This window comes from Limosilactobacillus caviae, from assembly GCF_014635905.1.
GTDB lineage: Bacteria > Bacillota > Bacilli > Lactobacillales > Lactobacillaceae > Limosilactobacillus > Limosilactobacillus caviae.
Genome location: NZ_BMDS01000006.1, coordinates 23,803 through 48,973, shown reverse-complemented (window position 1 = coordinate 48,973; position 25,171 = coordinate 23,803). Strand labels below are relative to the sequence as shown.

Annotated in this window: 26 protein-coding genes and 1 tRNA gene; 11 read left to right on the top strand and 16 right to left on the bottom strand. The window is 39.6% G+C overall.

The window, feature by feature from the left end; all coding sequences use genetic code 11:
• Positions 1-15 precede the first annotated feature (15 nt).
• Entirely contained in the window at positions 16-1,158 is a 1,143-nt protein-coding gene (locus IEU90_RS08770; RefSeq protein ID WP_153710473.1) for an ArgE/DapE family deacylase, read from the top strand.
• A 352-nt stretch (positions 1,159-1,510) separates the two neighbouring features.
• On the opposite strand, the gene msrB is transcribed toward IEU90_RS08770, so the two are convergent.
• The 6 genes from msrB to IEU90_RS08740 all read right to left on the bottom strand — a co-directional run bounded on the left by msrB (position 1,511) and on the right by IEU90_RS08740 (position 5,971).
• Entirely contained in the window at positions 1,511-1,942 is a 432-nt protein-coding gene (gene msrB, locus IEU90_RS08765; RefSeq protein ID WP_153710472.1) for a peptide-methionine (R)-S-oxide reductase MsrB, read from the bottom strand.
• Positions 1,943-2,012: 70 nt separating this feature from the next.
• Positions 2,013-2,969: a zinc-binding dehydrogenase gene (locus tag IEU90_RS08760; protein WP_188358022.1), complete on the bottom strand. Its 957-nt coding sequence runs from the start codon at positions 2,967-2,969 to the stop codon at positions 2,013-2,015.
• Positions 2,966-3,604, bottom strand: a complete 639-nt coding sequence (locus IEU90_RS08755) for an ABC transporter permease (RefSeq protein ID WP_153710470.1) — start codon at positions 3,602-3,604, stop codon at positions 2,966-2,968. Before IEU90_RS08755 ends, IEU90_RS08760 begins: the two co-directional genes overlap by 4 nt.
• Positions 3,597-4,367, bottom strand: a complete 771-nt coding sequence (locus tag IEU90_RS08750) for an ABC transporter ATP-binding protein (protein ID WP_153710469.1) — start codon at positions 4,365-4,367, stop codon at positions 3,597-3,599. The genes IEU90_RS08755 and IEU90_RS08750 overlap by 8 nt, the downstream gene beginning before the upstream one ends.
• Entirely contained in the window at positions 4,342-5,007 is a 666-nt protein-coding gene (locus tag IEU90_RS08745) for an ABC transporter permease (RefSeq protein WP_188358043.1), read from the bottom strand. The genes IEU90_RS08750 and IEU90_RS08745 overlap by 26 nt, the downstream gene beginning before the upstream one ends.
• Before the next feature lie 64 nt (positions 5,008-5,071).
• The gene (locus IEU90_RS08740; protein WP_153710467.1) at positions 5,072-5,971 is read right to left on the bottom strand and encodes a glycine betaine ABC transporter substrate-binding protein; all 900 of its coding nucleotides are present in this window, start codon (positions 5,969-5,971) and stop codon (positions 5,072-5,074) included.
• 149 nt (positions 5,972-6,120) lie between these two features.
• Here IEU90_RS08740 and IEU90_RS08735 point away from each other — a divergent pair, with 149 nt between their 5' ends.
• The 4 genes from IEU90_RS08735 (at position 6,121) to IEU90_RS08725 (ending at position 9,615) form a co-directional block, all read left to right on the top strand.
• On the top strand, positions 6,121-6,564 hold the full coding sequence (locus IEU90_RS08735) for an Rrf2 family transcriptional regulator (protein WP_153710466.1): 444 nt from the start codon (positions 6,121-6,123) through the stop codon (positions 6,562-6,564).
• Between the two features lie 2 nt (positions 6,565-6,566).
• On the top strand, positions 6,567-7,421 hold the full coding sequence (locus IEU90_RS08730) for an SDR family oxidoreductase (protein ID WP_188358021.1): 855 nt from the start codon (positions 6,567-6,569) through the stop codon (positions 7,419-7,421).
• Positions 7,422-7,445: 24 nt separating this feature from the next.
• A complete protein-coding gene (locus IEU90_RS11440; protein WP_263863487.1) occupies positions 7,446-7,577 on the top strand; it encodes a hypothetical protein in 132 nt (43 codons plus the stop codon).
• A 229-nt stretch (positions 7,578-7,806) separates the two neighbouring features.
• Positions 7,807-9,615: a heavy metal translocating P-type ATPase gene (locus IEU90_RS08725; RefSeq protein WP_153710464.1), complete on the top strand. Its 1,809-nt coding sequence runs from the start codon at positions 7,807-7,809 to the stop codon at positions 9,613-9,615.
• A gap of 51 nt (positions 9,616-9,666) precedes the next feature.
• Here IEU90_RS08725 and IEU90_RS08720 read toward each other — a convergent pair whose 3' ends face one another.
• The 3 genes from IEU90_RS08720 to IEU90_RS08710 form a co-directional block, all read right to left on the bottom strand.
• Positions 9,667-10,401 (bottom strand): M57 family metalloprotease, encoded by a 735-nt coding sequence (locus IEU90_RS08720; RefSeq protein ID WP_188358020.1) that lies wholly within the window; start codon positions 10,399-10,401, stop codon positions 9,667-9,669.
• 75 nt (positions 10,402-10,476) lie between these two features.
• Positions 10,477-11,184 (bottom strand): hypothetical protein, encoded by a 708-nt coding sequence (locus IEU90_RS08715; protein WP_153710463.1) that lies wholly within the window; start codon positions 11,182-11,184, stop codon positions 10,477-10,479.
• A gap of 142 nt (positions 11,185-11,326) precedes the next feature.
• Complete coding sequence (locus IEU90_RS08710; protein WP_153710462.1) at positions 11,327-11,647, bottom strand: hypothetical protein; 321 nt, start codon at positions 11,645-11,647, stop codon at positions 11,327-11,329.
• Between the two features lie 277 nt (positions 11,648-11,924).
• Here IEU90_RS08710 and IEU90_RS08705 point away from each other — a divergent pair, with 277 nt between their 5' ends.
• Positions 11,925-13,274 (top strand): FAD-dependent oxidoreductase, encoded by a 1,350-nt coding sequence (locus tag IEU90_RS08705; protein ID WP_153710461.1) that lies wholly within the window; start codon positions 11,925-11,927, stop codon positions 13,272-13,274.
• Between the two features lie 55 nt (positions 13,275-13,329).
• On the opposite strand, the gene IEU90_RS08700 is transcribed toward IEU90_RS08705, so the two are convergent.
• The 4 genes from IEU90_RS08700 to IEU90_RS08685 form a co-directional block, all read right to left on the bottom strand.
• Positions 13,330-13,608 (bottom strand): hypothetical protein, encoded by a 279-nt coding sequence (locus tag IEU90_RS08700; RefSeq protein ID WP_229723656.1) that lies wholly within the window; start codon positions 13,606-13,608, stop codon positions 13,330-13,332.
• A gap of 71 nt (positions 13,609-13,679) precedes the next feature.
• Positions 13,680-16,529 (bottom strand): DEAD/DEAH box helicase, encoded by a 2,850-nt coding sequence (locus IEU90_RS08695; protein ID WP_188358019.1) that lies wholly within the window; start codon positions 16,527-16,529, stop codon positions 13,680-13,682.
• Positions 16,530-16,550: 21 nt separating this feature from the next.
• Entirely contained in the window at positions 16,551-17,051 is a 501-nt protein-coding gene (locus IEU90_RS08690; RefSeq protein ID WP_153710459.1) for a phosphatase PAP2 family protein, read from the bottom strand.
• Positions 17,051-18,004 carry an aldo/keto reductase gene (locus IEU90_RS08685; protein ID WP_153710458.1) on the bottom strand — a complete coding sequence of 318 codons (954 nt, stop codon included), beginning with the start codon at positions 18,002-18,004 and terminating at the stop codon, positions 17,051-17,053. The genes IEU90_RS08690 and IEU90_RS08685 overlap by 1 nt, the downstream gene beginning before the upstream one ends.
• A gap of 129 nt (positions 18,005-18,133) precedes the next feature.
• Between IEU90_RS08685 and IEU90_RS08680 the strand changes: the two genes are divergently transcribed.
• The 3 genes from IEU90_RS08680 (at position 18,134) to IEU90_RS08670 (ending at position 22,069) form a co-directional block, all read left to right on the top strand.
• Positions 18,134-19,057, top strand: a complete 924-nt coding sequence (locus tag IEU90_RS08680; RefSeq protein ID WP_153710457.1) for a DMT family transporter — start codon at positions 18,134-18,136, stop codon at positions 19,055-19,057.
• A 147-nt stretch (positions 19,058-19,204) separates the two neighbouring features.
• A complete protein-coding gene (locus tag IEU90_RS08675; RefSeq protein WP_153710456.1) occupies positions 19,205-21,427 on the top strand; it encodes an alpha-galactosidase in 2,223 nt (740 codons plus the stop codon).
• Positions 21,428-21,442: 15 nt separating this feature from the next.
• Entirely contained in the window at positions 21,443-22,069 is a 627-nt protein-coding gene (locus IEU90_RS08670) for a YczE/YyaS/YitT family protein (protein WP_163704671.1), read from the top strand.
• 31 nt (positions 22,070-22,100) lie between these two features.
• Here IEU90_RS08670 and IEU90_RS08665 read toward each other — a convergent pair whose 3' ends face one another.
• The 3 genes from IEU90_RS08665 to tpiA all read right to left on the bottom strand — a co-directional run bounded on the left by IEU90_RS08665 (position 22,101) and on the right by tpiA (position 23,922).
• Positions 22,101-22,925: an AraC family transcriptional regulator gene (locus IEU90_RS08665; RefSeq protein ID WP_153710454.1), complete on the bottom strand. Its 825-nt coding sequence runs from the start codon at positions 22,923-22,925 to the stop codon at positions 22,101-22,103.
• A gap of 96 nt (positions 22,926-23,021) precedes the next feature.
• Positions 23,022-23,096, bottom strand: a tRNA-His gene (locus IEU90_RS08660).
• 55 nt (positions 23,097-23,151) lie between these two features.
• A complete protein-coding gene (tpiA, locus tag IEU90_RS08655; protein WP_153710453.1) occupies positions 23,152-23,922 on the bottom strand; it encodes a triose-phosphate isomerase in 771 nt (256 codons plus the stop codon).
• Between the two features lie 165 nt (positions 23,923-24,087).
• Here tpiA and psiE point away from each other — a divergent pair, with 165 nt between their 5' ends.
• Entirely contained in the window at positions 24,088-24,489 is a 402-nt protein-coding gene (psiE, locus tag IEU90_RS08650; RefSeq protein WP_153710452.1) for a phosphate-starvation-inducible protein PsiE, read from the top strand.
• A 12-nt stretch (positions 24,490-24,501) separates the two neighbouring features.
• The gene (locus IEU90_RS08645; protein WP_188358018.1) at positions 24,502-25,044 is read left to right on the top strand and encodes an RBBP9/YdeN family alpha/beta hydrolase; all 543 of its coding nucleotides are present in this window, start codon (positions 24,502-24,504) and stop codon (positions 25,042-25,044) included.
• Positions 25,045-25,171 lie beyond the last annotated feature (127 nt).

Genomic DNA, 25,171 nt, shown 5'->3' with positions numbered 1-25,171 from the left:
GTTAGGAGAATTAATATGGAACCCAGCGAAAAAGTAAAAGTACTGCAAGATTTAATAAAAATTCACTCTGTTAATGGCAATGAAGTTGAAGTTGCTCACTATTTACAAAAACTGTTAGCAGCTCACGGGATTGAGCCAAAAGTTGATGAATTTGGTGACCGTCGCGCTAATTTAACCGCTGAAATCGGGACAGGCGAAGATTCACGGGTGCTTGGCTTCACCGGTCATCAAGATACTGTTGCGGTACCTAATCCGGATCGCTGGCAATATCCTCCTTTTAGCGGTGAAGTTGTCGGAGACCGCATTTACGGTCGTGGTGCTGCAGATATGAAGAGCGGTTTGGCTGCTCAGGCACTGGCACTCATCGAATTAAAAGAAGCAAATCAGCTGCCGACTGGTAAAGTACGGTTTATTGCGACTGCCGGTGAAGAATTAGGGACTCCCGGCGCCTATCGTCTTGAAAAGCAAGGAACAGCTACCGACTTAGATGCGTTAGTAGTTGGTGAACCCACAGGCGGTAATATTATTTATGCCCACTCTGGAAGTATGAATTACCGTATTACCAGCTTTGGCAAGTCATGCCATAGCTCGCATCCAGAACAGGGAATCAATGCTATCGAAGGTCTCTTAAAGTTCGTTGAAGAAGAAAAGCATCTTTTCGATGATGCTAAAGATGACCCGTATTTAGGAAAGGTTCAGCATAGTATCACTGTCATTAACGGCGGTGACCAAGTAAATACTATTCCTGATAGCGCTACTCTTCACGGCAACGTTCGCCCTACTGCTGTCTTTAATAATGAAAAGGTTATTGACCGGCTTCAGGACGCTCTCGAATATATTAATCACACAACTCCCTTCCAGCTTGAATTAAAAATCATCCAAGACTTTTATCCAATCGCAACGGCTCCTGACAATCATTTCGTTCAGGTCGCTTTAGAAGCTGCACAACGCAATTACCCGAATGACGTTAAACTAGATATCATTAACGGGGCAACCGATGCAAGCGTGTTTACCTTACATCGGCCAGACTTACCAGTAGTTGTTCTTGGTTGCGATTCATGGAACGTGGCGCACCAAACCGATGAATTTACTACTATTTCGAGTTACCTTGCAACAATTAAAGCTTATAAGCAAATTGTTCGTGACTTTTTTGCTTAATTTTCGCTAAGGTTTTTCACCTAAAGTCTTACCAAATTATTAGCTTTCCTTTCAACAATTTTTGGTCGTAAATGTTATAATATAGGTGTTGAGAGCGATAACAGTTAATTAGTTAAGAAAGGGTGTTTACCATGATGTCATTATTAAGTAATGTAATCGCTGTTGTTAGTTTCTCGGCCATTCTTTTAGCTTCAATTGCTAGTCTCTTCATTGGTGGTAAACACCAACATAAGTTCAACTAAAAGCTTTTCGGAATGGTAAGCGGCTAAAATATTCGGGTAATTACTTGGATTATCCTAACATTAAAAAATGGAGAATTGGTAAAGCTAACTTTATCGATTCTCCATTTTTATTATTTATCAAATAAACTTAAGTATTCACCATAACCTGCTTCTTGCAATTTATTAACCGGGATAAATCGTAAGGCAGCGGAATTAATACAGTAGCGCAGACCGCCCCGATCAGCTGGCCCATCCGTAAAAACATGACCTAAATGCGAATCAGCTTCTTTGCTCCTTACTTCTGTTCGCTCCATTCCAAACGATTGGTCGCGTTTTTCCTTTAAGACGCGTTTCTTAATCGGCTTAGTAAATGCCGGCCACCCGCAACCAGCATCGTATTTATCCAGCGATGAAAATAATGGTTCCCCGCTAACCACATCAACGTAAATCCCCGGTTCATCAAATTGATCATATTTACCACTATAAGGCTCTTCAGTCGCTCCTGTTTGCGTCACGGCATATTGCATTGGCGTCAAGTGTTTTAAGTCATCTTCCTTAGCCATTTAACAGCCTCCTCATTTTCGTTATCTAATTAAATTATACGAAGATTCAGCGGATATCCTAATTTCTTGCTCAACTATTTAATACGACAACTTTCCCAAGGGAGTCCGTACTTTCAAGATACTTATGAGCCTGAGGAAGCTGGTCAAGATGAAAGACTTTATTTGGTGTTACATCAATCTTTTTGTCAGTGATTAACGCTAAAAGCTGGTTTAACTTTTCTTCATCAACATTATCTGAGTAAAAACTTGTTAGATACGAATTAGGAGCAAGGTCAATTATCGGATCAAACTTTTCAAGATACCATTGATTACCCAGCTGACCGCTACTACAGATAATTCCTCTTTCCTGCAAGTGGTTAAAACTGTCTTTTATCGTTGCTGGGCCTACCAGCTCAAATATTTTACTAAAAACCCGGTTTGTTGCTAACTTACCGTTTTTTTCAATCACTATCTGGTCATACCCGGCATCCATAAGCTGTTGCTTTTTCTCTTCATGACGCGAAGAACCAGCTACTGGAATGTTTGGATAAAGAGCGTTGACAAGTTTAAGAAAAGCAATCCCTACACCACTGCTTGCTCCTCGAACTAAAACAGTATCTTTTTCATTTAGTTGTAAGTTTAAAAGAGAACCATAAGCTGTATAGTAAGTTTCGGGTACAGCTGCTAATTTTTCCCAACTAAGGCTCGTTCGCACCGGATAGATTTGCTCATTAGGCAATAATACATATTCGGCATAGGAACCATCAAAGGCACGTCCCATTTCGCCCATAATAGAAACAACTTTTTGTCCGTGAGGCAGTCGTTTAGGATCAGTAGTATCTTCAATTATTCCTACACATTCGATTCCTAATATCCGCGGAAACTTAACAGATGGTGATAAACCCTTCCGAGTGAAGATTTCTGAATGGTTTATTCCAAATCCCATTACCTTTACTAAGGACCAACCCGGCTTTACTACTGGCCGTGGTACATCCCGGTAAATCAATTGATCAGGGCCACCCGCTTTTTCAATCACTACTGCTTTCATTTATCCAGCACTCCTTTCCACCGATGTAATAATAGCCACGAAATCAGCTGAACAAAACCTGCACAAATCAATGTTAAGGCCATTGTTAAAACTGTTCCCCATAAAATTGGCACTACTTGTTGGCCTTGTAATCCTTCAAATAATAATTGCCCTAATCCACCAGCGTTAATGGTTGCCGCAATCGTTGCCATTGCCATGGTCGAGGCTAAAGCTACCTGAATCCCGCTAAAAATCGCCGGTAATGCTAATGGTAGCTGAATCTGACGAAAAACCTGCCGCGGAGTCATCCCCATACCAATACCAACCTCAATCAGTTGCGGATCGACACCACGAATACCCGTGATAAAAGAGCGTAACAGGACATATTCAGAATAAATTGTTAAAACAATGACCGCTGTTTTCATCCCTAATCCGGAAATCGGTAATAATAAGGCAAAAAACGCAAAGCTCGGAATTGAGTACAGAAGTGAAAAGAAGTAGATTAAACTATCAAGCCACGTTTTTCGACGTAGAAATACTAATATTATTACAACTGCAATAATCAATGCAATTACTAATGAAGAAAGAACCATTATGGCATGTTGCTGTACATCATCAAGCATCGTTGACCAATTTTCATTCCAATACTCAATCATATTGCTGCCTCCATAGCCGCTGATTTTGCCGCACCGTTCCCAAAAGCTGTTCAACAAATTCTGTTGCTGGGTGACGAACGATTTCCTCAGGGGTCGCAAACTGGGCAATTTGTCCTTCATGCATAATCATTACTCGTTGACCTAAAAATAGGGCTTCGTTAATATCATGGGTCACAAACATAAACGTTTTATCCGCTAATGACGCGTGAATTCTTTTTACTTCACGTTGCAGTTCTAGCCTAGTTAAGGCATCCAGTGCGCCAAATGGTTCATCAAACAGTACATAGGGCGGATTAGTTGCTAGTGCTCTTGCTACACCCACTCGTTGTTGCTGTCCGCCTGATAGTTGCTGTGGGTAACGATCAAAATATTCATTGGGCGCCAGCTGGACAAGTTTTAGCAATTCTTTAACCCGGTCATTGATTTGTTTCTTACCCCATTGAAGCATCTTAGGAACAACTGAAATATTTTGACCAATTGTCATATGCGGAAATAAACCAATTTGTTGAACAACGTAGCCCATATGCCGACGCAACTTTACAAGATCAAGCTCATTAATGTTTTGTCCATCAATCAATATTTCACCAGCATTCGGTTTTGTTAGGCCGTTAACCATTTTCAAGGTAGTGGTCTTCCCCGAACCAGAGGAACCGAGGATTGTAACAAATTCACCCTTATTAACCGTAAAGCTGAGATCAGGAATCACGACTTTATCGTTAAAACATTTCTCAACGTGCTTAAATTGAATAATTGGTTCTGTCATGCATTTGTACCTTTCTGATTAAAAAATCGAAACTAATCATTGCAAATAAGGATAGAATTGCAACACTTGCCGCACCAATCACAACGTAGCTCATGTCATACAATCCCAAACCCGTAAAGATTAATGTCCCTAATCCGCCAGCACCGATATAAGTTGCCAAAGTCGCGCTAGCAATAATCTCAACCAATGCTAACTTTATCCCGTTTAGAATATACGGTAATGCAAGCGGAACTTCAATCTGACGTCGTAACTGTTGCCGATTCATTCCAAGTGCTGTCCCAACTTCCTTATAAAGCGGACTAACTTCATTGAACCCGAGGATTGTATTGATTAATAACGGCGGAAGAGCCAGGACAATCAGCGCAATTAAGGCGGGGACAATCCCTGTTCCAATAAATGGAATCAGCAAGAATAACAACGCCAAGCTAGGAATAATCCGTAACACCTGCGCAAACATCACGCAAAAACGGGCGACAGGTTTAATCCGTGATCCGATATACCCTAATGGCAGAGCAATAACCATCGAAATCACCAATGTTACAACGGTAAGGAAAATATGCTGACCAACATATTGCCAGTACTGCCCGCTATTCGTCTGAAAGTATTGAATAATCTGATCTAGCAATCTACCACTCCCTATTCATGCCTATAATGAAGGAGCAAATACCTAGTTACGAACACTAGCTATCCGCCCCTTGTTAACCTTATTTTATATTTTGATTATACCAATTTTTAGCAACCGTCTTGTAATTTTGCCCGTTAACATTAACTTTTTTATTTAGATTGGTCAGTTGCTTCGTTGTTAACTTAGCATCGACTTTATTTAATGCCCGTTCCATTTTAGGGTGACTTTTAGCAGCCTTTTTATTTACTACTGGAACCAAATTATATGGCGGCCAAATATTCTTATTATCTTTTAACAAGGTAAATTTACCGGTTGCTAGTTGCCCATCGGTAGTTGAAACAGGAGCTGCCTGCGCTTTTCCTTGTTCCATAATCTTGTAAAGCAAGTTGACATCATAGTCTTTAATTGACTTAAAATCAAATTTGCCATAGACCTTATTCATTTCTGGTAAAGCATCAGCCCGTTTTTCAAATTCACCTTGGGAAGCAAAGTTAATCTTCTTCGCGTTTTTTTGCAATTCGCTTAAATTAGTAATGTGGTATTTCTTCGCATCCTTAGTCGGCATCGCTACCCCTTGACGATTATCACCTGGCGCATATTTGAACGTTGTTAACCCATCTTTTTGAATTCCGTCATGTGCTAATTTAGCCATCTGACTAGCACTTTTTCCGGTTCCTTTCTTTTTAAGATATGCCTCAACGATTGTGCCAGTATAATCAGGATAAACATCAACTTCACCCTTTTGAGTAGCACTAAAAATCACATTATTCGAAATATTTGGTTTCCGAGTAACCTTATAACCTTCATGCTCTAAGGCAAGAGCATAGATCTCACTAACCGTTTTACTTTCTGAAACATTTTTTGAACCAACAATAATCGGTCGACTGCTGGCAGCACTTGCGATTGACGGTATGGTAGTACCTGCTAATAAACCCGCAAGACTTAACAGTGAAAGAGCAATAACTTTTTTCATTTTCATTTGCTTTTCTCCTAACTTGTAACTAAAATAGTTCCAATCAATAAATTAATACTATAATTGAAAAGTGTTATTGTCAAGGTAACAACAATTTAATCCCCTTGACATCATGTAACTGATTAAATTACAATCACTATTAAAGGAATGATAATATGAAAATTTCAACTCGCTTTAGTGACAGTATTCATATTCTTGCTTTTATCGACATTTATCACGGCCTTATCCCATTAACAAGCAGCAACATCGCTAGCAGTATCGAGACTTCGCCAGTCGTTGTTCGCCGATTGATGAGCGCGTTACATAAAGCCGGATTAATCAATACTGTCCACGGTACAGCAGATCCAGAGCTTGCAAAATCACCTAAAGATATCTCGCTTTATGATGTTTTTCTTGCGATTGAAGGAGATGCCCACCTCTTTACAATTGATGAACGAACTAATCCGCAATGCATTGTTGGCGGTAATATTCAAGAGGCACTTGAAGGATTCTACCAGCAAGCAGAAATAGCCGCTAAAGCTAAACTCGCAACTACTAGTTTGCAAGATGTAATCAACACGATTCGCGTCAAGCAAGCGGAAAAAGAAAGAAGGAATTAAGAATGAAATATATGGTTACCGGTGCAACAGGACATCTTGGTCAACACGTTGTTAAGCAATTAAGTAAACTTACCGCCCCAGAAAGTATCCGCGTTGGTGTTCACAATCCGGCAAAAGCTGCTCAATTTAAAGACGCAGGATACGAAATCGCCGCAATTGACTACCATGATGTTGATATGATGACAACCGCATTCACCGGAATTGATGTAGTTATTTATATCCCAAGCATTACCTACTTAGTTAAGGACCGAATTGACGAATTTGAAAATTCATTAACTGCAATGCTTAAAGCTGGCGTTCATAATCTTGTTGACGTTAGTTTCATCGCTGACCAGTACAATAATCCATTTCAAATGGCTGGTTACTACGCTTACTTGCCTGCACGGCTTGCTAGTTCCGGACTTAAGTATGCGGTTGTTAAAAATTCACTATATGCTGACCCGCTAGTTCCTTATCTCCCTGAACTAATCGAGCGGCACAACATTATTTACCCTGTCGGCGATCAAGCAATGAGTTTTATTTCCCGGCAAGATAGTGCTGAGGCAATTGCTAACGTTGCAGTCAAACCGTACTTAAGAGATAAAGGACAAAACTATCTCCTTACCATGAGCCAAAATTACACGATGCCCGAGCTTAGTTATATTATGACTAATGTTACTGGAAAAGAGATCGGCTACTCACCGGTTACCGTCAAGCGATTTGCTGAAATTTATGCTGCTGAAGGCGATGGTAAAGAGCTTGCCTCAATGTATCAAGCTGGTGCCATGGGACTAATGGATAAAGTCACTAATGATTTTGCGCATATCACTGGACACGAGCCAACGGATATGGAAGAATTCCTAAATAAAAACTACTAATTATTCGCGAAAGGGGACATTCAGATGTTTATTCCGCCTCTTGGTATCGGACAGATTCACGCAATGCATGAACTATTTAAGACTAATCCTCAAGTAGCCGCGCTGGTATTAATTTTAATTATGGGAATTGCAATTTATTCTCGGTATCATCGTTAACAAGCGATACATGGGCTATAACTATCTCAAGAATGACTAAATGGCGACCGTACTGTAGTATTTTAATCCTTAAAATAGTAACGGGGCTGGGATATTTCCTAGCCTCTTTATGTATCATTAAAGATTAAATATTTTGATACTAGAAGTTCCCTTTTTTCTTATAATAGTTCACCTTCTTCTAACAAAAACCTTATAATAAAGATAACCAATTAAGTTTCGGGAGGTTGCCATGAAAAAATTTTCCAATAAGCAAAAGTTAATAACTATTTTAGTCATTGCTGCAATTGCGGTTATACTGCAATTCGCCTTTCACCAGCAATTACTAGCACAAATTTTGGTAACAATCGTCGGGGCAATTGTTGCATTCTCAATGTTTATTGGGATGATTAAAACTCTCCGTAGCGGCAAATACGGGGTTGACCTACTCGCTATTTTGGCAGTTGTTGCAACCCTTTCTGTCAGTGAATACTGGGCAGCAATGGTCATCTTAGTAATGCTTACTGGCGGAGATGCACTTGAGGACTATGCAGCTAAAAAAGCAAATACTGAGCTTAAAGCCCTCCTTGATAATTCTCCTCATACAGCACACTTAATATGTAATAACGAAACCAAGGATATCCCTGTCAACGATGTTAAGGTTAATGACCTAATAACCGTCAAGCCGGGTGAACTAGTTCCAGTCGATGGATTTATTAAAAAGGGGAGCGGATTATTTGATGAGTCCTCGTTAACCGGTGAGTCACGGCCAGTTTCAAAAGCAACCGGCGATGAAGTAATGTCAGGATCAGTTAACGGCGACCACGCCATTACCTTGCAAGTAACTAAGCTGGCAAAAGATAGTCAATACCAGCAGCTTGTTAAACTTGTTAAGGAAGCAGAATCAACCCCTGCGCATTTTGTTCGGCTTGCTGATCGTTATGCTGTCCCATTTACAATTATTGCGATTATTATCTCTTTGGTTGCCTGGGCATTATCTGGTCGACCAGAGCGTTTTGCGGAAGTCTTAGTTGTTGCTTCTCCGTGTCCATTAATCTTAGCGGCACCTGTGGCAATGGTATCCGGTATGAGCAGGGCATCACGGAACGGAATTGTTGTAAAAACAGGAAGTGTCCTTGAAAAACTTGCCGCTGCAAAAACGGGAGCCTTTGATAAAACGGGGACTATTACCAGCGGGCAGTTAACCGTCGATAAAATTTTAGCAGCAGAACAAATCGATCCAACACAGCTCCTACATTACGCCGCAAGTGCAGAACAACAATCATCGCACATCTTAGCACGGTCCCTGCTTTCCTATGCAACAGCTGATAATATCTCCTTATCTCCGGTAGACCAGCTTGAAGAGATAACCGGGAAGGGAATTGTAGCAACCGTTGACGGCCATGATGTTAAGGTTGGTAAATTAAAATTTGTATCGCCGAAAAACATTGATCGAATGGTCGCATCAACGGCTATCTATATTAGTGTTGACGGTCAATACTACGGTGCTATTACTTTTACAGACCACATTCGTCCAGAAGCAAAGCAAACAATGCAACGGTTAAAAGAACTCGGCGTTACCAACTTATTAATGCTTACTGGAGATCAAGCAGTTATTGCAGATAAGGTTGCGCAACAAGTCGGCATCACCCAAGTAAAAGCCGACTTGCTTCCTCAAGATAAAATCGAAGCATTAAAAGCTATCCCTACTACTGAACATCCTGTTTTCATGGTTGGCGATGGGGTCAATGACGCGCCTTCCTTAGTAACAGCTGATGTTGGCATTGCAATGGGCGCTCATGGATCAACAGCCGCTAGTGAATCCGCTGCCGTTGTTATCCTCAAAGATGATCTTTCACGAGTTGCAAAAGCAGTTACAATTTCCCAAGAAACCCTGAAAATTGCAAAGCAAGCCGTTTTAATCGGTATTGCCATTTGTACTATCCTAATGCTTATTGCCAGCACAGGAATTATTCCGGCATTCTTAGGGGCAATGTTACAAGAAGTAATCGACACTGTTTCAATTTTGTGGGCACTAAAAGCGCGAAAAATGACAAATTAACGCTAAAAAGCAGAGAAAGAGGTTATTACGCCTTATTTCTCTGCTTTCTCTTTATTTATTTTCTGAATACAACTTTTGTACTGCTTGAATATCAGTTGGCTGAATTGTGTAGAACGAGCCAGCTGGTTGCATCACTGAAACAGCATTTGTATGATCAAGACCAATCGCATGGCCTAGTTCATGTTCTGCCGTATTTACAATTCTTTCTTGACTATAACCGTAACTTGGGTCGGTTAAGTAGTATGTATTGAGATAAACAGTTGCATGCATAAACTTTCTGGTTAACGAATTAGATGAGGTCTTCGTTAATCCCGCCGCATTTGAATCAGAACGATTCATCGTTGTGACAACAATATCGGCTTTGCTTTGATTATTCACTGGTTTAAATGTAAATGTACCAGTTTGATTCCAGTTTTGAATTGCAGTATTTGCCGCAGCATCGAGTTGCGCATTATTTGTATTCACATAGATTGTTGCCTGATTAGTTGCCCAGCGCCCAGTAGAGGGGATCGAAGTTTGTGTACTTGTTTGCTGCTCAGTCGTTGGTTCCTGTTGATTCTTAGAAGAACTATTATTTGCGTCACTTAAGTGGAGGTTAGAATTATCGTTTGAATTTGCATCACCTCTGCCAATCAGCTCAGCAATTCGATTACGAACGTTCCATGCAGTTTGGTTTGTCGTTGCTTGAACCTCTGCATCATTGAAATAAAGCCATCCTCCACCTACTACAAGTCCTAAAATAATTATCCGCTTAAGCAGTCGAAAAATGAAATTTATCTCGTTCACCTTCTTTCAATTACTAACAATTATAAAAAGCTAATCGGGATAAATCGTGAACTAAATTTTAAATTTTGGTAACGATCAATAACAATTTAATTCTCGCCATAAATCACGAGCATAAAACTTTAAAATTTGTTCAATTGCCACAACATCGTTCTGTGCTTGATGATACTTTACCGGTGGAAAGTGTAGCAACCGGCACATTTTTTCAAGACTAATGCCGCTTTTGTTTTTCCATACTTCCTTAGCAACTAATCTTTCTAAATCAAGGGATTGAATAGTGCGCCATGGTCGTTCGTCCTTAGCAAGTTTCAAACGGTTAGCCTCCCGATTTAGTAATTCAAAATCGGTACTATTGTCCCAGCTAACAATATAATCCGGCTGCTCGATATCAATAAAGTTAAAGATTCGTTGAAAAATCTGTTCAATACTGTATGTAGCTGCCTCAGAAAATCGTAAATCATACTGTTGTAAAAATGATAATTGACGGTCCGCTGGCATATTGTTGGCATATAAATGGTAATTAAAACTACTATGACCTTCAAACATACGTCCCGCAATCTGAGCAACACAATTCTTATGTTTCTTTTGATCCTGATAAAATTCCAGGTCTAGAATTAAAAGACGCGCGTCACCATTTAAGACCTGTCGCAATTGATTGAAATCTTCAATCTTTGAAGCCTTCCCACCCACACTGCTTGATTTTTCCTTCATTGGTAATGACTGTAATATCATTGTAGTTATTGGCAAAAAGGAGCCGAAATGAATAATCGGCGTTGTATCCTGCATTGTATATGCCCCCTAAACATATGTTCGGTTAATTATATCATATAACCAATAGCGGGCGAAACCAAAGTAAATAAATTTTAGAGCTAAAAAGAGCGAAAATAACTTCAATAGTAAGTAGTTATTTCCACTCTCTTATTCACGATTAATGTAAACATGTAATAAAGGTAATTAAGCCAAAGATAATTCCCGGAAAGTTTGCCCAGAAAACAGGCCAATCACGTTGTTGTTTGAAATAAGCATATATACACCATAACGTGCAGTTAAGTGCTGCTACCAACGGCTGTAAGGGAGCGCCATAATTACCCGCGAGATTATTCTTAATCTGCGAAATGTAGGATACGTACATCAAAATAGCTACAACAGTCGCAACCTTACTCAAGATATCAATAAATTTTGTTTCTTGAGCAGCCGGCTTTGCTCCTTTTACATCCTTGGATTTTTCAACTAAATGTGCTGCTTTCATCATCGTCTCTCCTCAATCAAAACTTTTTAGTAAAACGTTTTATATCGATGGTATAGCATCTATGATCACTAATATACAATATTAATATTTTACGTTTTTCTTTAATATAAAAGCTCTGACTGCAGTTGGGACTAATATATTCACGTTATTATCCTATCACTTTGTTCAATAAAATTCAAACTAAACAATCGTCTTATTTAAGCGTTTTAAGTGACAGGGCGTTTATTATTAGTATAATTTCTAAATATATAGAAGAATTAAAATTGGAGGATTTTCAATGGAAACTATCAAAAATATTATCATCGGCTTTGGTAAGGGTGGAAAAACGCTTGCCAAGTTTCTTGCTCAACACGGCGAACAGGTTCTTGTTGTTGAAAAATCAAAACAAATGTATGGCGGAACCTGCATTAATATTGCCTGTCTCCCTTCCAAGCGTTTGATTATTGAAGCCGCACATGGAACATCATTTGAAGACGCAGTAGACGGCAAAAATGTAATGACTGCTCAATTACGTCAAAAAAATTATCAAATGCTAGCTAGTGAAGATAACATTACTGTCCTAGATGGAACTGCTCATTTCACTGGCAACCATACAATTAACGTTCAAACGCCCGATGGTAAGGAACTGACCTACAAGGGTGAGCGAATCTTTATCAACACCGGCGCAACTCCAAGTATTCCTGACATTCCGGGGTTAAAAAACAGTCCATTCTTATTAAATTCAACTGATGCAATGAACCAAGATAAGCTCCCCCGCGAACTTGTTATTATTGGTGGCGGTTATATTGGGCTTGAATTTGCAAATATGTTTGCTTCTTTTGGTTCGCGTGTCACTATCCTTGACCACCATAAGTCATTGCTTCCTCGTGAAGACGACGATGTTGCTGAAATGGTGATCCAAAACTTTAAGGATAACGGTGTAAAATTTGAAGTTGGCGTTAACATTAAAGATATTAGCGAACAAGATGAACAGGCAGCGATTACCTTTACCAGGGGCGACAATCGTGAAACAACTATTTTTGCCGATAAAATTTTAGCAGCTACTGGACGACAACCAGAAACGGCAAGCCTTGACCTTCAAAATACTGATATTAAGGTTGATAAGAAAGGCGCTATTGTTGTCAATGACTTATTGCAGACCAACGTCTCAAATGTTTGGGCGATTGGGGATGTAAAAGGCGGTCCTCAATTTACCTACATTTCACTTGACGACTTCCGCATTATTAAAGATGAATTGTTCGGTAATAAAGAACGGCGAGTTAGTGATCGTTTAATTGTTCCCACCAATGTATTTATTGAACCATCACTTGCCCAAGTTGGACTCACAGAAAAAGAAGCCCAAAAACAAGGAAAAGACTACCTGCTCTTCAAAATGCCTGCTGCCGCTATTCCAAAAGCCAAGGTATTAAAAGATACACGGGGACTGCTTAAGGTTTTAGTTGATCCACAAACAAACTTAATTATCGGTGCAACATTATATATTCAAGAAGCCCAGGAAATCATCAATATGGTCGTCTTAGCAATGCGCGCAAAACTTCCATACCAAATGCTGCGTGATCAAATCTACACTCACCCAACAATCAGTGAAGCTTTTAACGACTTATTTAAGAAACCGGTAAATAATTAATAATAACGGCCTCGAATGTTTAGTTCTGTCTAAGCATCCGAAGCCGTTATTTTATTTATAATTTATTATCAAGTCGATCAATTAGCTTTGAAATATGATTATTAAGCTGATCAATCATATCCTTTTGTTCATCAATATGTTCTTGTTGGCGCTCAATTGTATCGCGTAACTCATCTTTTTTGCTTTGCTTATTCTTCTTTTGACTCTTCTTTAGGGACTTCACTAATGCTCCCATCGTATTGACATCATATTCATTCAATAAGCCAGCTAATTCATCTAACTTAACATCTTGAATTGAACGCTTATCATTAGTTTTTACCTTTCCTTTTGCCATAATATTCATCTTCTTTCTACCACTTTAATTATAGATGATTCAGCAAAAAACAAAAGCAATATGGTCACCGCTTACATCTCCAGTAAATTCATCATCGCTGTCGTTAAAGGATGCTCTAATACCAAGTTCATCCCCACTGTCGGCTTTTTCTTTGGTCCAACTAATTCTTCTTTTACCGTTTCTGCTTGAATATGAGCAGGACCTAAATAATAGAACTCCTTACCAACCGCGTCACTCTGCTTTACAAACAAGTGCAGTTTTACTTGCGGCTTACCTGCTTTAACCCCTGCCAGAAGTCGCTGTACTTCATCAGACGAGAGATGCCGCGGGGTTCGTGTATACCACCGCAGCGATCGGCCGTCTTGGAACTGGTTATTATAGATGGCATTTCTCTTTTCTGCCGAATCCTTTTGATAAGTAATAAAAATTGGGCACACATCTTCTGCCACCCGGTATCCATATAAGGGGGCACTCACATCTAACGGCCAATTTAATAATCGACAGACATCTTTTCGATCATACTGCTGATAAAGTGTAAACGCCTGCTTGAAGTCATACCGCGCAGCTATTTCACGACCCGTCGTCAATATATCGGTAACTAATCGCTTAAAATCATCATGAATTTTTAGACCTTCGCTAATTCTTGAATTAAACCGATAAGTTAACAAATCCTGATGATCAACTAACGGTTCACCGCCATATTGGTCTTTTCTTAATTTTTTACCGGCTTTCACATTAAAGAACCGCAAGCTTAAAATATCATCAACCGATTGTAAAACCTCAGGCGAAACGCGGATATTTTGGCGCATTAATTCTACTTTAAAAGTGTCAATTGAATATGGACCGTGAAGCAAGTGCTGAAGGAGGATAAGTTCATGCGGCCGTTTCCCGTTAAGAATTTCTTTAGTCAAGAAATTTAATATTTGACGTTCATAATTGGTTAATTTGAGATCAACACCCATTTTTTCTAGGAATTCACCATAATGCTTAAGTTGCGTATTTTGCGCAAATACTAACGGATCAACCGAACCATAATGGTAAAAATCATTAAGTAATGGCGGTCTTCCTAGTTGAGCGGCTAATTCATGATAGGCTTGACGCAATTCTTTCATTGAATCTAACTTAACCTTATCAAGCGATGCTAAAATTCGTTCTTCAGCAACTTTCGTAAAGTTAATTGTTGACACATCAAGATTTGCTGGCAACTTAACTTCGCGACGAGCGCGATCTTTACTTCGGCTATTATCTTGATTCAGTGCCATGGGGATCATATAGTTATGCTGATAATTTCCAATAAAATCAATTACTGTTACAAACTCTTTCCCCGGATATTTTCTTAAGCCGCGGCCTAGTTGTTGTGTAAAAACGATTGGTGACTGCGTATTACGCATCATCACAATTTGATTTAACGAAGGAATATCGACACCTTCATTAAAAAGATCAACAGTGATAATATACTCAATTTTCCCCGCCTCAAGCTGCTCAACGGCATTTAACCGTTCTTGATTACTGCTTTGATTAGTTAACGCAATTGCCGGATGATGGGAAGCACTAAATAAGGCTGCTAATTCTTTTGCTTCTGCCTGACGACTGCAAAAGACCAGTCCTCGTGCTTGATTACCGCAATAACCATAGTAATCTAATTGGTCAAGGATATACTTAACCCTTTTAGAAGCAACTAATTGACTTAATTTAGCAGTTTCAGTAATAACTTCGCCATCAACCTCATAATCAGTTACGCCGACATAATGGAAAGGAGCCAGCATTTTAGCAGCTAACGCATCCTTCAAGCGAATTTCATAAGCTAAATGGTAATCAAATAATTTAAACACATCCTGGCTATCCATTCGCTCGGGTGTTGCTGTCATCCCCAACCAAAAACGGGGTGTAAAGTGGTTTAATACTCGCTGGTAACTAGGGGCAGCCGCGCGGTGGGCCTCATCAATTAAAATATAATCAAATTCAGTCGGTTTAAGGCTATCAAGAATCGACTGCTGACTAAGTGTTTGGACGGTAGCAAATAAATACTTAGCATTCCAGTCATGGCAATTCCCGGTTAACAGACCATAATCTGCTCGGCTGCCACCGATAACCCGCTGAAAACTAGCTAATGATTTGCGGGCAATCTGTTCTCGGTGAACAATATATAAAAAGCGACGCGGCTGATATTTTTTCACCGCAAATGCACCAAGATAAGTTTTCCCTGTTCCCGTTGCTGAAACAACTAAGCCCTTGTTAACTCCCCTTGTGACAAGGTCATCCAATTGTTCTAATGCAGCTTTTTGCATCGCATTCGGCTGAACCGTCCCTAATCGTTTTGGACGAGGCAGGTTAGTTTCCGGCGGTTGCCAGTTCATGCGGTATTTTGCAAGCCATTCTGAAGTTAAAGGATTACTTTCCCGCTTAACAGTGTTCAATTCGGTTGTTAGTTGTTGAAAAAGGCTTCCCTCTTGGCGTGAACTTAATTTTAAATTCCATTCTTTATTAACCAGCAAAGCAGAACGAGTAAAATTAGCACTGCCTATAATCATCGTTTGATATTCACCATGATCAAACAAATATCCTTTAGTATGAAAGCCGCTAATATCAGCAATTTCAACAGTTAAGTTTGGTATTTTTTGTAATTCCTCAAATACAGCAGGTTGGTTAAAATTCAAATAATCACTTGTAATTATCGTTCCATTAATTCCTGTTTTTGCTAAATCAGCCATTACCGCTTTGAATGGTACCAACATATCCAATGTGATAAAAGCAACCGACCATGTAAAACTTTTGCATGATAGTAGTTCTTGGCGCAACATTTGCCAAATCGTAGCTGATTGATTATTAGTTAATAATTGTGGACCTAAAAGCGTATTGCCCTGATATTGATTGCTGATAAGTCCATTCAAAATTGCATCTTGCAATACCAAACTATCCATGAAACGCACCTTTCTTAAAAGTTAGACAAGAAATAAAAACAAGCCACAAATAAGGCCACAGATAAACCCAGCAATTACATCTCGCGGAAAATGTACGCCGCCAATCACACGGGTAATCGCAGAAATAATAGTTAATATGAATAAAGTTATTCCCAAAAAAAGGCTTAACTTTAGTCCGCACATGGCAATAACAGTTGCTGAAAAAACATGCCGGCTTGGTAGCGAATCACCCGTTTTATTACGAAAAATCAACGGATCAATTGCGAATTTTTCATATGGACGAGGGGCATTAATTCGTTGGCGGACAAATGAAAGCATGAGAAAGCCAATGCCAGGGATGAGGAGAAAAGACCATAGTGCTGAGCAATCATTTTTTCCTACCCATATCAAAATTGCACAGTAAGCAACATACATTACCCATACTACAAACTTATTAGCAATCCGTAATAAAGAAACAGCCCATGGGTGCCGACGAAAGGGAGCCGTGATTCGTTGATAAGTTTTTTGATAATTTTCCTTCATTAGGGCAAATCATTCCCCGCAGCAAGGTATAAATCATACCATTCTTGGCTAGTCAGGGTAATGTCGCTCCCTTTTGCACTATCGATTATATGTGCTGGCGTCATAGTGCCTAATAATACCTGCATGTGGGCAGGGTGCCGCAAGATCCACGCAACAGCAATTGCATTTTTGCTTACCTCATACTTGCGGGCAAGCGATGCCAACATTTCATTTAGCTCGGGAAATTGATCATTATTAATAAACGTTCCTGCAAATGTCCCATATTGGAAAGGCGACCAGGTTTGAATAGTCATATGTTTACGACGCGTATATTCTAATAAGCCGCCGTCATGATCATTCGCCGCATTGTCAGTCATATTTGTATGAAGGCCAAAATCAATCATCCCTGTATGCTTTAAGCCAAATTGAACCTGGTCAATTAATATTCGCTGATTGGTTGCAGACTGAAGAAGGGCAATTTGTTGCGGATTGAAATTCGATACCCCAAAATGCCGTACTTTTCCTGCTGCATGGAGCTGATCAAATGCCGCCGCTACTTCTGCAGGATCCATTAACGGGTCAGGGCGATGAATTAAGAATGAATCAAGGTAGTCAATGCCCATCCGTTGTAAAATGCCATCTACAGCAGCTATTAAATGTTTTTTTGATGAATCGTACCTTGTTATCTTATTGTCTGCATTTGCAAAAAGTCCTCCTTTAGACTGAATATAAAAGTCATCACGGGTAAGACTGCTTCTGCTGAGTGCCTTGCCAAAGTGAATTTCTGAAGAACCACGGCCTAATTGTGGATCATTGCCGTAAATATCAGCCGAATCAATAAAGTTTATCCCAACATCATGCGCCGCTTCTAAGGCATCGACCGCTTTGGGTACCGGTAATGTTCCCATTCGCATGATACCTAAAGCAATATTCGATACTTCCCAACTTGTTGCACCAATTTTAACGTTTCTCATGTCAACGTCTCCCTTTTTTCTCCTGGTCTTATGCTATTTTAATTTTAAGTTATCCTTTTTTTATTTGCCATTCATTCTGAGTTAAATTCATGTTACATTTAAGAAAATTCAAATTAGGGGTGATGACAATTGAAAGTACAAACCAAAGGAATATTACTTGCTGCCGGTGGTGCCTCATTATGGGGCGGCTCAGGAGCGGCAGCACAATATTTATTTAGTACAAGCAATATAACTACTAGTTGGCTAGTTACCATTCGGTTATTGATCGCTGGCATTCTTCTAACTATTTGGAGCATTTATAAGAAGCCGCAACAAATTCATGATATTATTACCAATCGATTTAATATCGTTATACTTCTTATGTTTTCTATATTAGGGATGATGAATTCGCAATTAACGTATTTCTTAGCAGTCAAGTATAGCAACGCTCCGACCGCAACCGTTATTCAATATTTGCAACCAGTAATTATAATTATTTGGCTAGCGCTTGCTCAGCATAAATGGCCGCGGCGGATTGATAATATTTCGATTACGATTGCCTTGATTGGGACTTTCTTTCTTGTCACTGGCGGTCATATTAATACTTTAACTTTGACACCGCTAGCCCTATTTTGGGGAATTTGGTGTGCCTTTGCAGCAGCCTTTTACACCATGCTTCCCCGGCCGTTATTACAAAAGTTTGATGCCCTAACAGTATGTGGTTTAGCAATGTTAGTTAGCGGTATTATCTTGATTCCGATCTTATTAACAGGCCCATTCCCCACCCTAACAAGTTGGCAGTGGTTGCTTGTTATTTATATCGTTATTGGCGGGACAATGTTTTCTTATACCATGTTCTTACAGAGTATCCGCTATATTTCGCCTGCTGCTACAGGAATCTTGAGTGCCTTTGAACCCTTAATCGCAACATTGCTGGCTGTTACTCTTCTTGGAACGCGTTTAACAATTGCTGCTGTAATTGGTTCGTTATTAATTCTTTTAACCACCTTTTTACAAGCCGTCCCCGTTGATCGGATGGTGAAAGTTTTAAGCAAAACAAAGAAAAAAGCATGATAGCAAAGTCATTATGACTTCTATCATGCTTTTTTCTATAATCTAACATTTAGCACTATTTTAACAACAAAATTCACGGTATCTCATTAATGTAAGCGCTAAACTAAAGGTGATTAAAAATACTTATCTGAAAGGAAGCTACCATTTATGCCTATTAAATACCATGAACAAAGCCGTGAATTCCACCTCTATAATGATCACATAAGCTATATTATCAAGGTCCTTCGTAACGACCAATTAGGGCAGCTCTTCTTTGGTCAACGAGTTCCTGACCGTGCTAATCATGACTATTTAATCGAAAACACCTACCGTCCGGTTACTTCATACGTATATGATAACGATTATTCCTTTTCATTAGGCAATTTAAAACAAGAGTATCCAACCTACGGAACAACCGATTACCGGATGCCGGCTTTTGAAGTCAAACAGCCGGATGGTAGTACAATTACTAATTTTAAATATATATCACACAAAATTTTTCCTGGTAAACCTAAACTTAATAACCTGCCTGCAACCTATACTGAAGATGATAGCGAAGCAACAACACTCGAAATCTTACTTCATGATTCGCTGATTGATGTTGATCTCGTTTTAACATACACCATTTTCAACCACTATAATGCAATTGCCCGCAGTGTTAAATTTATTAACCGCGGTGAGCATTCTTACCAATTAACTACTGCAATGAGTATGAACCTTGACTTACCAGATGACGATTATGATTGGTTGCAGTTCTCCGGTGCGTGGGGTCGTGAACGTCAGCTAAAATCCGCTCACCTGCGTCCCGGAATCCAATCAGTCGGCAGTACTCGCGGGGCTTCCAGCCATATGGAAAATCCCTTTGTTATCCTCAAGCGGCCACATACTGATGATTTTCAAGGAGAAGCATATGGTTTTTCATTAGTTTATAGCGGTAACTTTCTTGCCCAGGCTGAAGTTGACCCTTACAAGGTGACACGGGTTCAAATGGGAATTAATCCATTCCACTTTTCATGGAAACTTAATCCCCAGGAATCATTTCAAACGCCAGAAGCAGTAATGGTTTATACCAATAACGGGCTTAATGACCTTAGTCAAAACTTCCACCATCTTTACCAGCAACGATTAGCACGCGGATATTGGCGTGACCGGCAGCGCCCAATCCTTATTAATAATTGGGAAGCTACTTACTTTGATTTCACAGAAGACAAACTCCTCTCTCTTGCTAAAACAGCTAAATCCCTAGGAATCGAGCTATTCGTTCTTGATGACGGCTGGTTTGGCAAGCGGACAACAGAAACGGCCGGCCTGGGTGATTGGTGGGTTAATCGTGATCGCCTTCCAGATGGTATTAGCGGTCTATCAGCTAAGATTCACGATTTAGGAATGATGTTTGGTCTATGGTTTGAACCTGAAATGACAAATAAAGACAGCGAACTTTACCGGCAACATCCTGATTACATTATTGAGACCCCTAATCGCCATGCATCGCAGGGAAGAAAACAATATGTCCTCGACTTTTCACGGCCAGAAGTAGTAGATTACGTATATCAATTAATGGCAAAAGTCTTACGTGAAGGAAACGTGGATTACGTTAAATGGGATATGAATCGTAATATCACAGAATGTTTCTCAACCGCATATCCTGCTGATCAACAAGGTGAAATCTTCCACCGCTATATTTTGGGAGTTTATCGGCTCTATGACCAGTTAATTCATGATTTCCCTAAGATCCTATTTGAATCTTGCGCTAGTGGTGGCGGACGGTTTGATGCCGGTATGCTTTACTACGCTCCCCAAGCATGGACAAGCGATGATTCAGACGCAATTGAACGCTTAAAGATTCAAACTGGAACATCGTATTGCTACCCGACTAGTTCAATGGGCGCACATGTTTCTGTTTCCCCAAATGAACAGTTACAACGCCAAACACCTCTTAAGACTCGTGCTGACGTAGCCTACTTTGGTGCATTCGGCTATGAACTAGACCTCAATGCCCTTTCACCAGATGAATTAGCGAAAATCAAACAACAGATTATTTTTATGAAAAAGCATCGGCAGCTCTTCCAGTTTGGAACCTTCTACCGGTTAAAAACTCCTTTTGAAAGCAATATCGTCGCCTGGCTTGTCGTTTCTCCTAATAAAAAACATGCCATCATGGGATATTTTAAAATCCTTAATGATGTTAATGCAGAATATCGGTTACAACGGATTCCAGGGCTTAATTCAACTGCTAATTACCGGATTACAGAAGAAGCCGGAAACTATCTTGGCTCGTTTAGCGGTAGTGAACTAGCTAATATTGGCCTTGTTACTACCGATGCATCTGCAGGAGAAAATAAAGAAACTACTGATTTTTACAGCAGACTATTTATCCTTGACGCAGAATAACGGTGAGGTGGTTTTATGTATCGAATTAAACGGATAATTATGGCTTTTATTGGCGTAACGCTCTGTGGTTTTTGTGTTGGTATGCTCCAAAAAGCTAATCTTGGCGTTGACCCGTTCACCTGCTTTGTAACTGGAATTGCTAATATTTTTAGTTCAACCTATTCAACCTTCTATTTAATTTTAACAGGGGCGCTACTACTGCTCGTCCTAATCCTACGACGGCATTATATTGGAATTGCGACAATAATCAACCTATTTTTTACCGGCATAGCAGCTGATGTAATGCACGCGCTGTTAGATACGGTATTTCCCCATCCTAGTCTCGCAATTCGCTGGAGCCTAATGCTAGTCGCAATTGTTTTCACTTGTCTAGCAGCAGCTCTTTACTTTACTGCCGACCTTGGAGTATCCGCCTACGATGCAATTGCGCTCATTGCCGCTTATAAGTATCGTCTTCTCCCCTTTAAATACTGTCGAATAATTACGGATAGCATTTGTGTCCTAGTCGGTTTTGCTTTCAACGTAACTCTCGGCGTTGGCACAATAATTACCGCCCTATTTATGGGACCATTAACGCAATGGTTCAGGAGTCATTTGGCCGAACCGATCCTTACTCATGGACAAATAAAAACGGTAATGTAATAAGGCTAACGAATTCTTCTAAGTACGTATTCTAGATTTTACTCTGCTGTCGGTATTGGCGCGGACTAATTCCATAAGTCCTTTTAAATACCCGGGTAAACGAGTTTGTCCGTTGATAGCCACAGTGTTCTGCTACCTGATCAATACTAAGCTCCGATGACTCTAACAGGTGCCGTGCTTTGGTAATCCGAAAATTGCGAATATATTCACTGGGCGTTAAATCAAGATTTTGTTTAAACAAATCAGTAAGGTAACTTCGATTAACGTTAACTGACTGCGCAAGACTATCGACCGTCACTGTCGTTAGATGATGACTTACATGGTGAATTGCCGCTGTTACATAAGGATTTTGCTTCGGTTTAATTTGTTGGACATCCGCAATTGTTCCGGTAGCAATATAGCTTAGAAAACGAAAAAGGCAGCTTAAAGCGCGTAAATTATTCTCAGGGATCATAGAATCAAGGGCTAGGATCTCATTAACACAGTTGGCAAGTCCATATGATTCATCACTATTGAATACCGGACTTGTTTCTGAAAGATTGAGCTGATCAATCCACACAGCTGCACTTTTACCGGTAAAGCCCAGCCACACATAGGACCACGGTGTTTCTGTATCCGCAATATATGTAGTTCTATAATTAGGTTCGATTAAAAACCCTTGCCCTGCATGAAGGTGGTAGGCAACATTATTAACCTTGAATATGCCAGACCCGGATAAAATATAATGGATTAGGTAATATGGACGGACTGCTGGCCCATACCTGTGTCCTGACATCGTATCTGAACGACCAACTGATGTTAATCCTAGTTCTATGTTTGACGAAACAGCATAATCACGTGAAATTGCTTTTTCCATTATTTTTTGCTCCCCTTATACAAAATAACGATAGCGTTTTCAAAATCGTTCAAAAAAAGACAGCTCAGATTAATCTGAGCTGTCTTTTTAGGTCAGGGCGGTATGTGGGATTCGAACCCACGCGTGCCGGACCCACAAACCGGTGTGTTAACCAAACTTCACCAATACCGCCATAACAACTGTTAATAACTATAACACAAAATAACGGTAAATAAAAAGACTTTTTTTATTTTTCTTGATCATTTTTGGAATAATTAACCATTCGTAAGAAATTATCAACATCTAAACTAGCTCGACCGATCAATACGCCGTCTACATTAGGCTTATTCATAATCTGTCCAACATTGTCAGGATTAACACTACCACCATATAAAATACGAATCTTATCAGCAATCTCATACGTATAATTATCAGCAATCGTTCGGCGAATCTGTCGACATCCTTCCTCGGCTAAAACCGGGTTTGCGTGTTGACCATATCCTACTGCCCAACTTGGCTCATAGGAAACAACTACATTTTTAATTTGGTCAAGCGAAACTCCACGAAGCACGCTCATTAACTGCTGAAAGACGTAATGAATTTCTCCATTAACTTCTTTTTGGACCATTGTCTCATCAGTACAAATAATTGGTGTCACGCCCATCTCAAGCGCTGCTAGAACTTTTCGATTGACTGTGTCATTATCTTCATTAAACAAGCGGCGACGTTCAATATGCCCTAACATAACATAGGACACTCCAGAATCTGCCAGCCCCCGCAAACTAATTTCACCAGTATATGGACCTGAATACTCGGCCGATGCATTTTGGGCAATAATTTTTAACCCCGAATCATCTGCTGCTTGAATCATGCTTGGCAGTGAAAATGCCTGTGCTGCAATTCCAACTTCAAGCTTTTGCGGATCCGGCAACTTATTTTTTATCGCGTTAACAAATTCTACAGACTCTTGAACGTTTTTATGCATCTTCCAATTAGCTGCAATAAAAGGTTTTCGCATTTTTCGCTCCTCCTTTAACTATCAGTTTTAAGTGTCGCATATTTCCCACAAATTTTTCATTAAATATTCGCTAAATTTTGTCCCATACTGATTCCGTTTTCTTTTATAAGTTAACAAATTCTTGCTATTCTTTAGCTAAGAGGATTCTTAACGGGAGGGACATTGATGAAACGAATTTATGAACTAGCTACTAAGTTTAGTCACGCTTTACGCCTGTTCACGATCTTAGCCTTAGCAATTTTAGGAACCGTATTGACAGTTCTCTTATTTACTGAAATTTTCTCACTTATACCATTAATGATAGCCGGAAATACCGACCATGTTATTTTCAAAATTTTAGATCGAGTAATTGTCTTTTTCCTTTTCTTTTCATTTATCACGATGATTATTGCTGCCTTAAAACATCATGGACATATTGCAGTTGATTTTCTGCTTAGCTTAGGTATCATGGCCCTAATTCGAGGACTTATCGCTGCTCACGGACAGCCTTATGAAATCCTCACAAGTTCTATTGCTATTTTATTGTTAATTATCGGTATGGTAACATTGAAACACTTTATGAAATGAGGAGTCTTACAAATGATAAAAGCATACTTAATTCACGGAACCTCAACTCGTGATGACGACTGGTTTCCATGGCTAGAGGAAGCAGCTAAACCGGCTATTGAAATTGACCGGCTTTGGCTCCCTAACCCTTATCGTCCAATTCAGAGTGAATGGAGTCAAGCAATTGATGATCAAATCGAACCTCATGATAACCTTATTCTCATCGCTCATAGTCTCGGTTGTATTACTGCCCTGCGTTATCTTGAGCACCATCAAATTAAGAATGCACGTTTATTACTGGTTGGGGCGTTCGATAAAAATTTACCTAACTATCCGCAACTTGATAAATTTATGGTACCGACACCCAATTATCAGCAAATCAATCCTAAAATATCTAAAGCAACGGTAATTACCGCGAAGGATGATCCGATTGCGCCATACAAAAATAGCATTGAAGTCGCTAATAAGATTAGAGCAAAACTCATAGTACAAGAAACCGGCGGCCACTTTTTAAGTAGCGATGGTTTCACAAAGTTTCCTCTAGCCTTAAAAGAGTTAAACAAATTGGCTAAATAACTTAATTTTTTAAAGATAAATAGCCAAATACATTCACAATTAAAATTAATTTATTCACATAACAGTTACTTATAATATTTTCCTTATAAATGCGCTCTTTTCGCATAAAAAAGCTCATTAAAAGCTT

What these genes read in the sequence shown, in the direction of transcription:
- IEU90_RS08770 (WP_153710473.1), top strand. Translation starts at nt 16, where the DNA reads ATGGAACCCAGCGAAAAAGTAAAAGTACTGCAAGATTTAATAAAAATT.
- msrB (WP_153710472.1), bottom strand. Translation starts at nt 1,942, where the DNA reads ATGGCTAAGGAAGATGACTTAAAACACTTGACGCCAATGCAATATGCC.
- IEU90_RS08760 (WP_188358022.1), bottom strand. Translation starts at nt 2,969, where the DNA reads ATGAAAGCAGTAGTGATTGAAAAAGCGGGTGGCCCTGATCAATTGATT.
- IEU90_RS08755 (WP_153710470.1), bottom strand. Translation starts at nt 3,604, where the DNA reads ATGATTGAGTATTGGAATGAAAATTGGTCAACGATGCTTGATGATGTA.
- IEU90_RS08750 (WP_153710469.1), bottom strand. Translation starts at nt 4,367, where the DNA reads ATGACAGAACCAATTATTCAATTTAAGCACGTTGAGAAATGTTTTAAC.
- IEU90_RS08740 (WP_153710467.1), bottom strand. Translation starts at nt 5,971, where the DNA reads ATGAAAATGAAAAAAGTTATTGCTCTTTCACTGTTAAGTCTTGCGGGT.
- IEU90_RS08735 (WP_153710466.1), top strand. Translation starts at nt 6,121, where the DNA reads ATGAAAATTTCAACTCGCTTTAGTGACAGTATTCATATTCTTGCTTTT.
- IEU90_RS08730 (WP_188358021.1), top strand. Translation starts at nt 6,567, where the DNA reads ATGAAATATATGGTTACCGGTGCAACAGGACATCTTGGTCAACACGTT.
- IEU90_RS11440 (WP_263863487.1), top strand. Translation starts at nt 7,446, where the DNA reads ATGTTTATTCCGCCTCTTGGTATCGGACAGATTCACGCAATGCATGAA.
- IEU90_RS08725 (WP_153710464.1), top strand. Translation starts at nt 7,807, where the DNA reads ATGAAAAAATTTTCCAATAAGCAAAAGTTAATAACTATTTTAGTCATT.
- IEU90_RS08715 (WP_153710463.1), bottom strand. Translation starts at nt 11,184, where the DNA reads ATGCAGGATACAACGCCGATTATTCATTTCGGCTCCTTTTTGCCAATA.
- IEU90_RS08710 (WP_153710462.1), bottom strand. Translation starts at nt 11,647, where the DNA reads ATGAAAGCAGCACATTTAGTTGAAAAATCCAAGGATGTAAAAGGAGCA.
- IEU90_RS08705 (WP_153710461.1), top strand. Translation starts at nt 11,925, where the DNA reads ATGGAAACTATCAAAAATATTATCATCGGCTTTGGTAAGGGTGGAAAA.
- IEU90_RS08700 (WP_229723656.1), bottom strand. Translation starts at nt 13,608, where the DNA reads ATGGCAAAAGGAAAGGTAAAAACTAATGATAAGCGTTCAATTCAAGAT.
- IEU90_RS08695 (WP_188358019.1), bottom strand. Translation starts at nt 16,529, where the DNA reads ATGGATAGTTTGGTATTGCAAGATGCAATTTTGAATGGACTTATCAGC.
- IEU90_RS08690 (WP_153710459.1), bottom strand. Translation starts at nt 17,051, where the DNA reads ATGAAGGAAAATTATCAAAAAACTTATCAACGAATCACGGCTCCCTTT.
- IEU90_RS08685 (WP_153710458.1), bottom strand. Translation starts at nt 18,004, where the DNA reads ATGAGAAACGTTAAAATTGGTGCAACAAGTTGGGAAGTATCGAATATT.
- IEU90_RS08675 (WP_153710456.1), top strand. Translation starts at nt 19,205, where the DNA reads ATGCCTATTAAATACCATGAACAAAGCCGTGAATTCCACCTCTATAAT.
- IEU90_RS08670 (WP_163704671.1), top strand. Translation starts at nt 21,443, where the DNA reads ATGTATCGAATTAAACGGATAATTATGGCTTTTATTGGCGTAACGCTC.
- IEU90_RS08665 (WP_153710454.1), bottom strand. Translation starts at nt 22,925, where the DNA reads ATGGAAAAAGCAATTTCACGTGATTATGCTGTTTCGTCAAACATAGAA.
- tpiA (WP_153710453.1), bottom strand. Translation starts at nt 23,922, where the DNA reads ATGCGAAAACCTTTTATTGCAGCTAATTGGAAGATGCATAAAAACGTT.
- psiE (WP_153710452.1), top strand. Translation starts at nt 24,088, where the DNA reads ATGAAACGAATTTATGAACTAGCTACTAAGTTTAGTCACGCTTTACGC.
- IEU90_RS08645 (WP_188358018.1), top strand. Translation starts at nt 24,502, where the DNA reads ATGATAAAAGCATACTTAATTCACGGAACCTCAACTCGTGATGACGAC.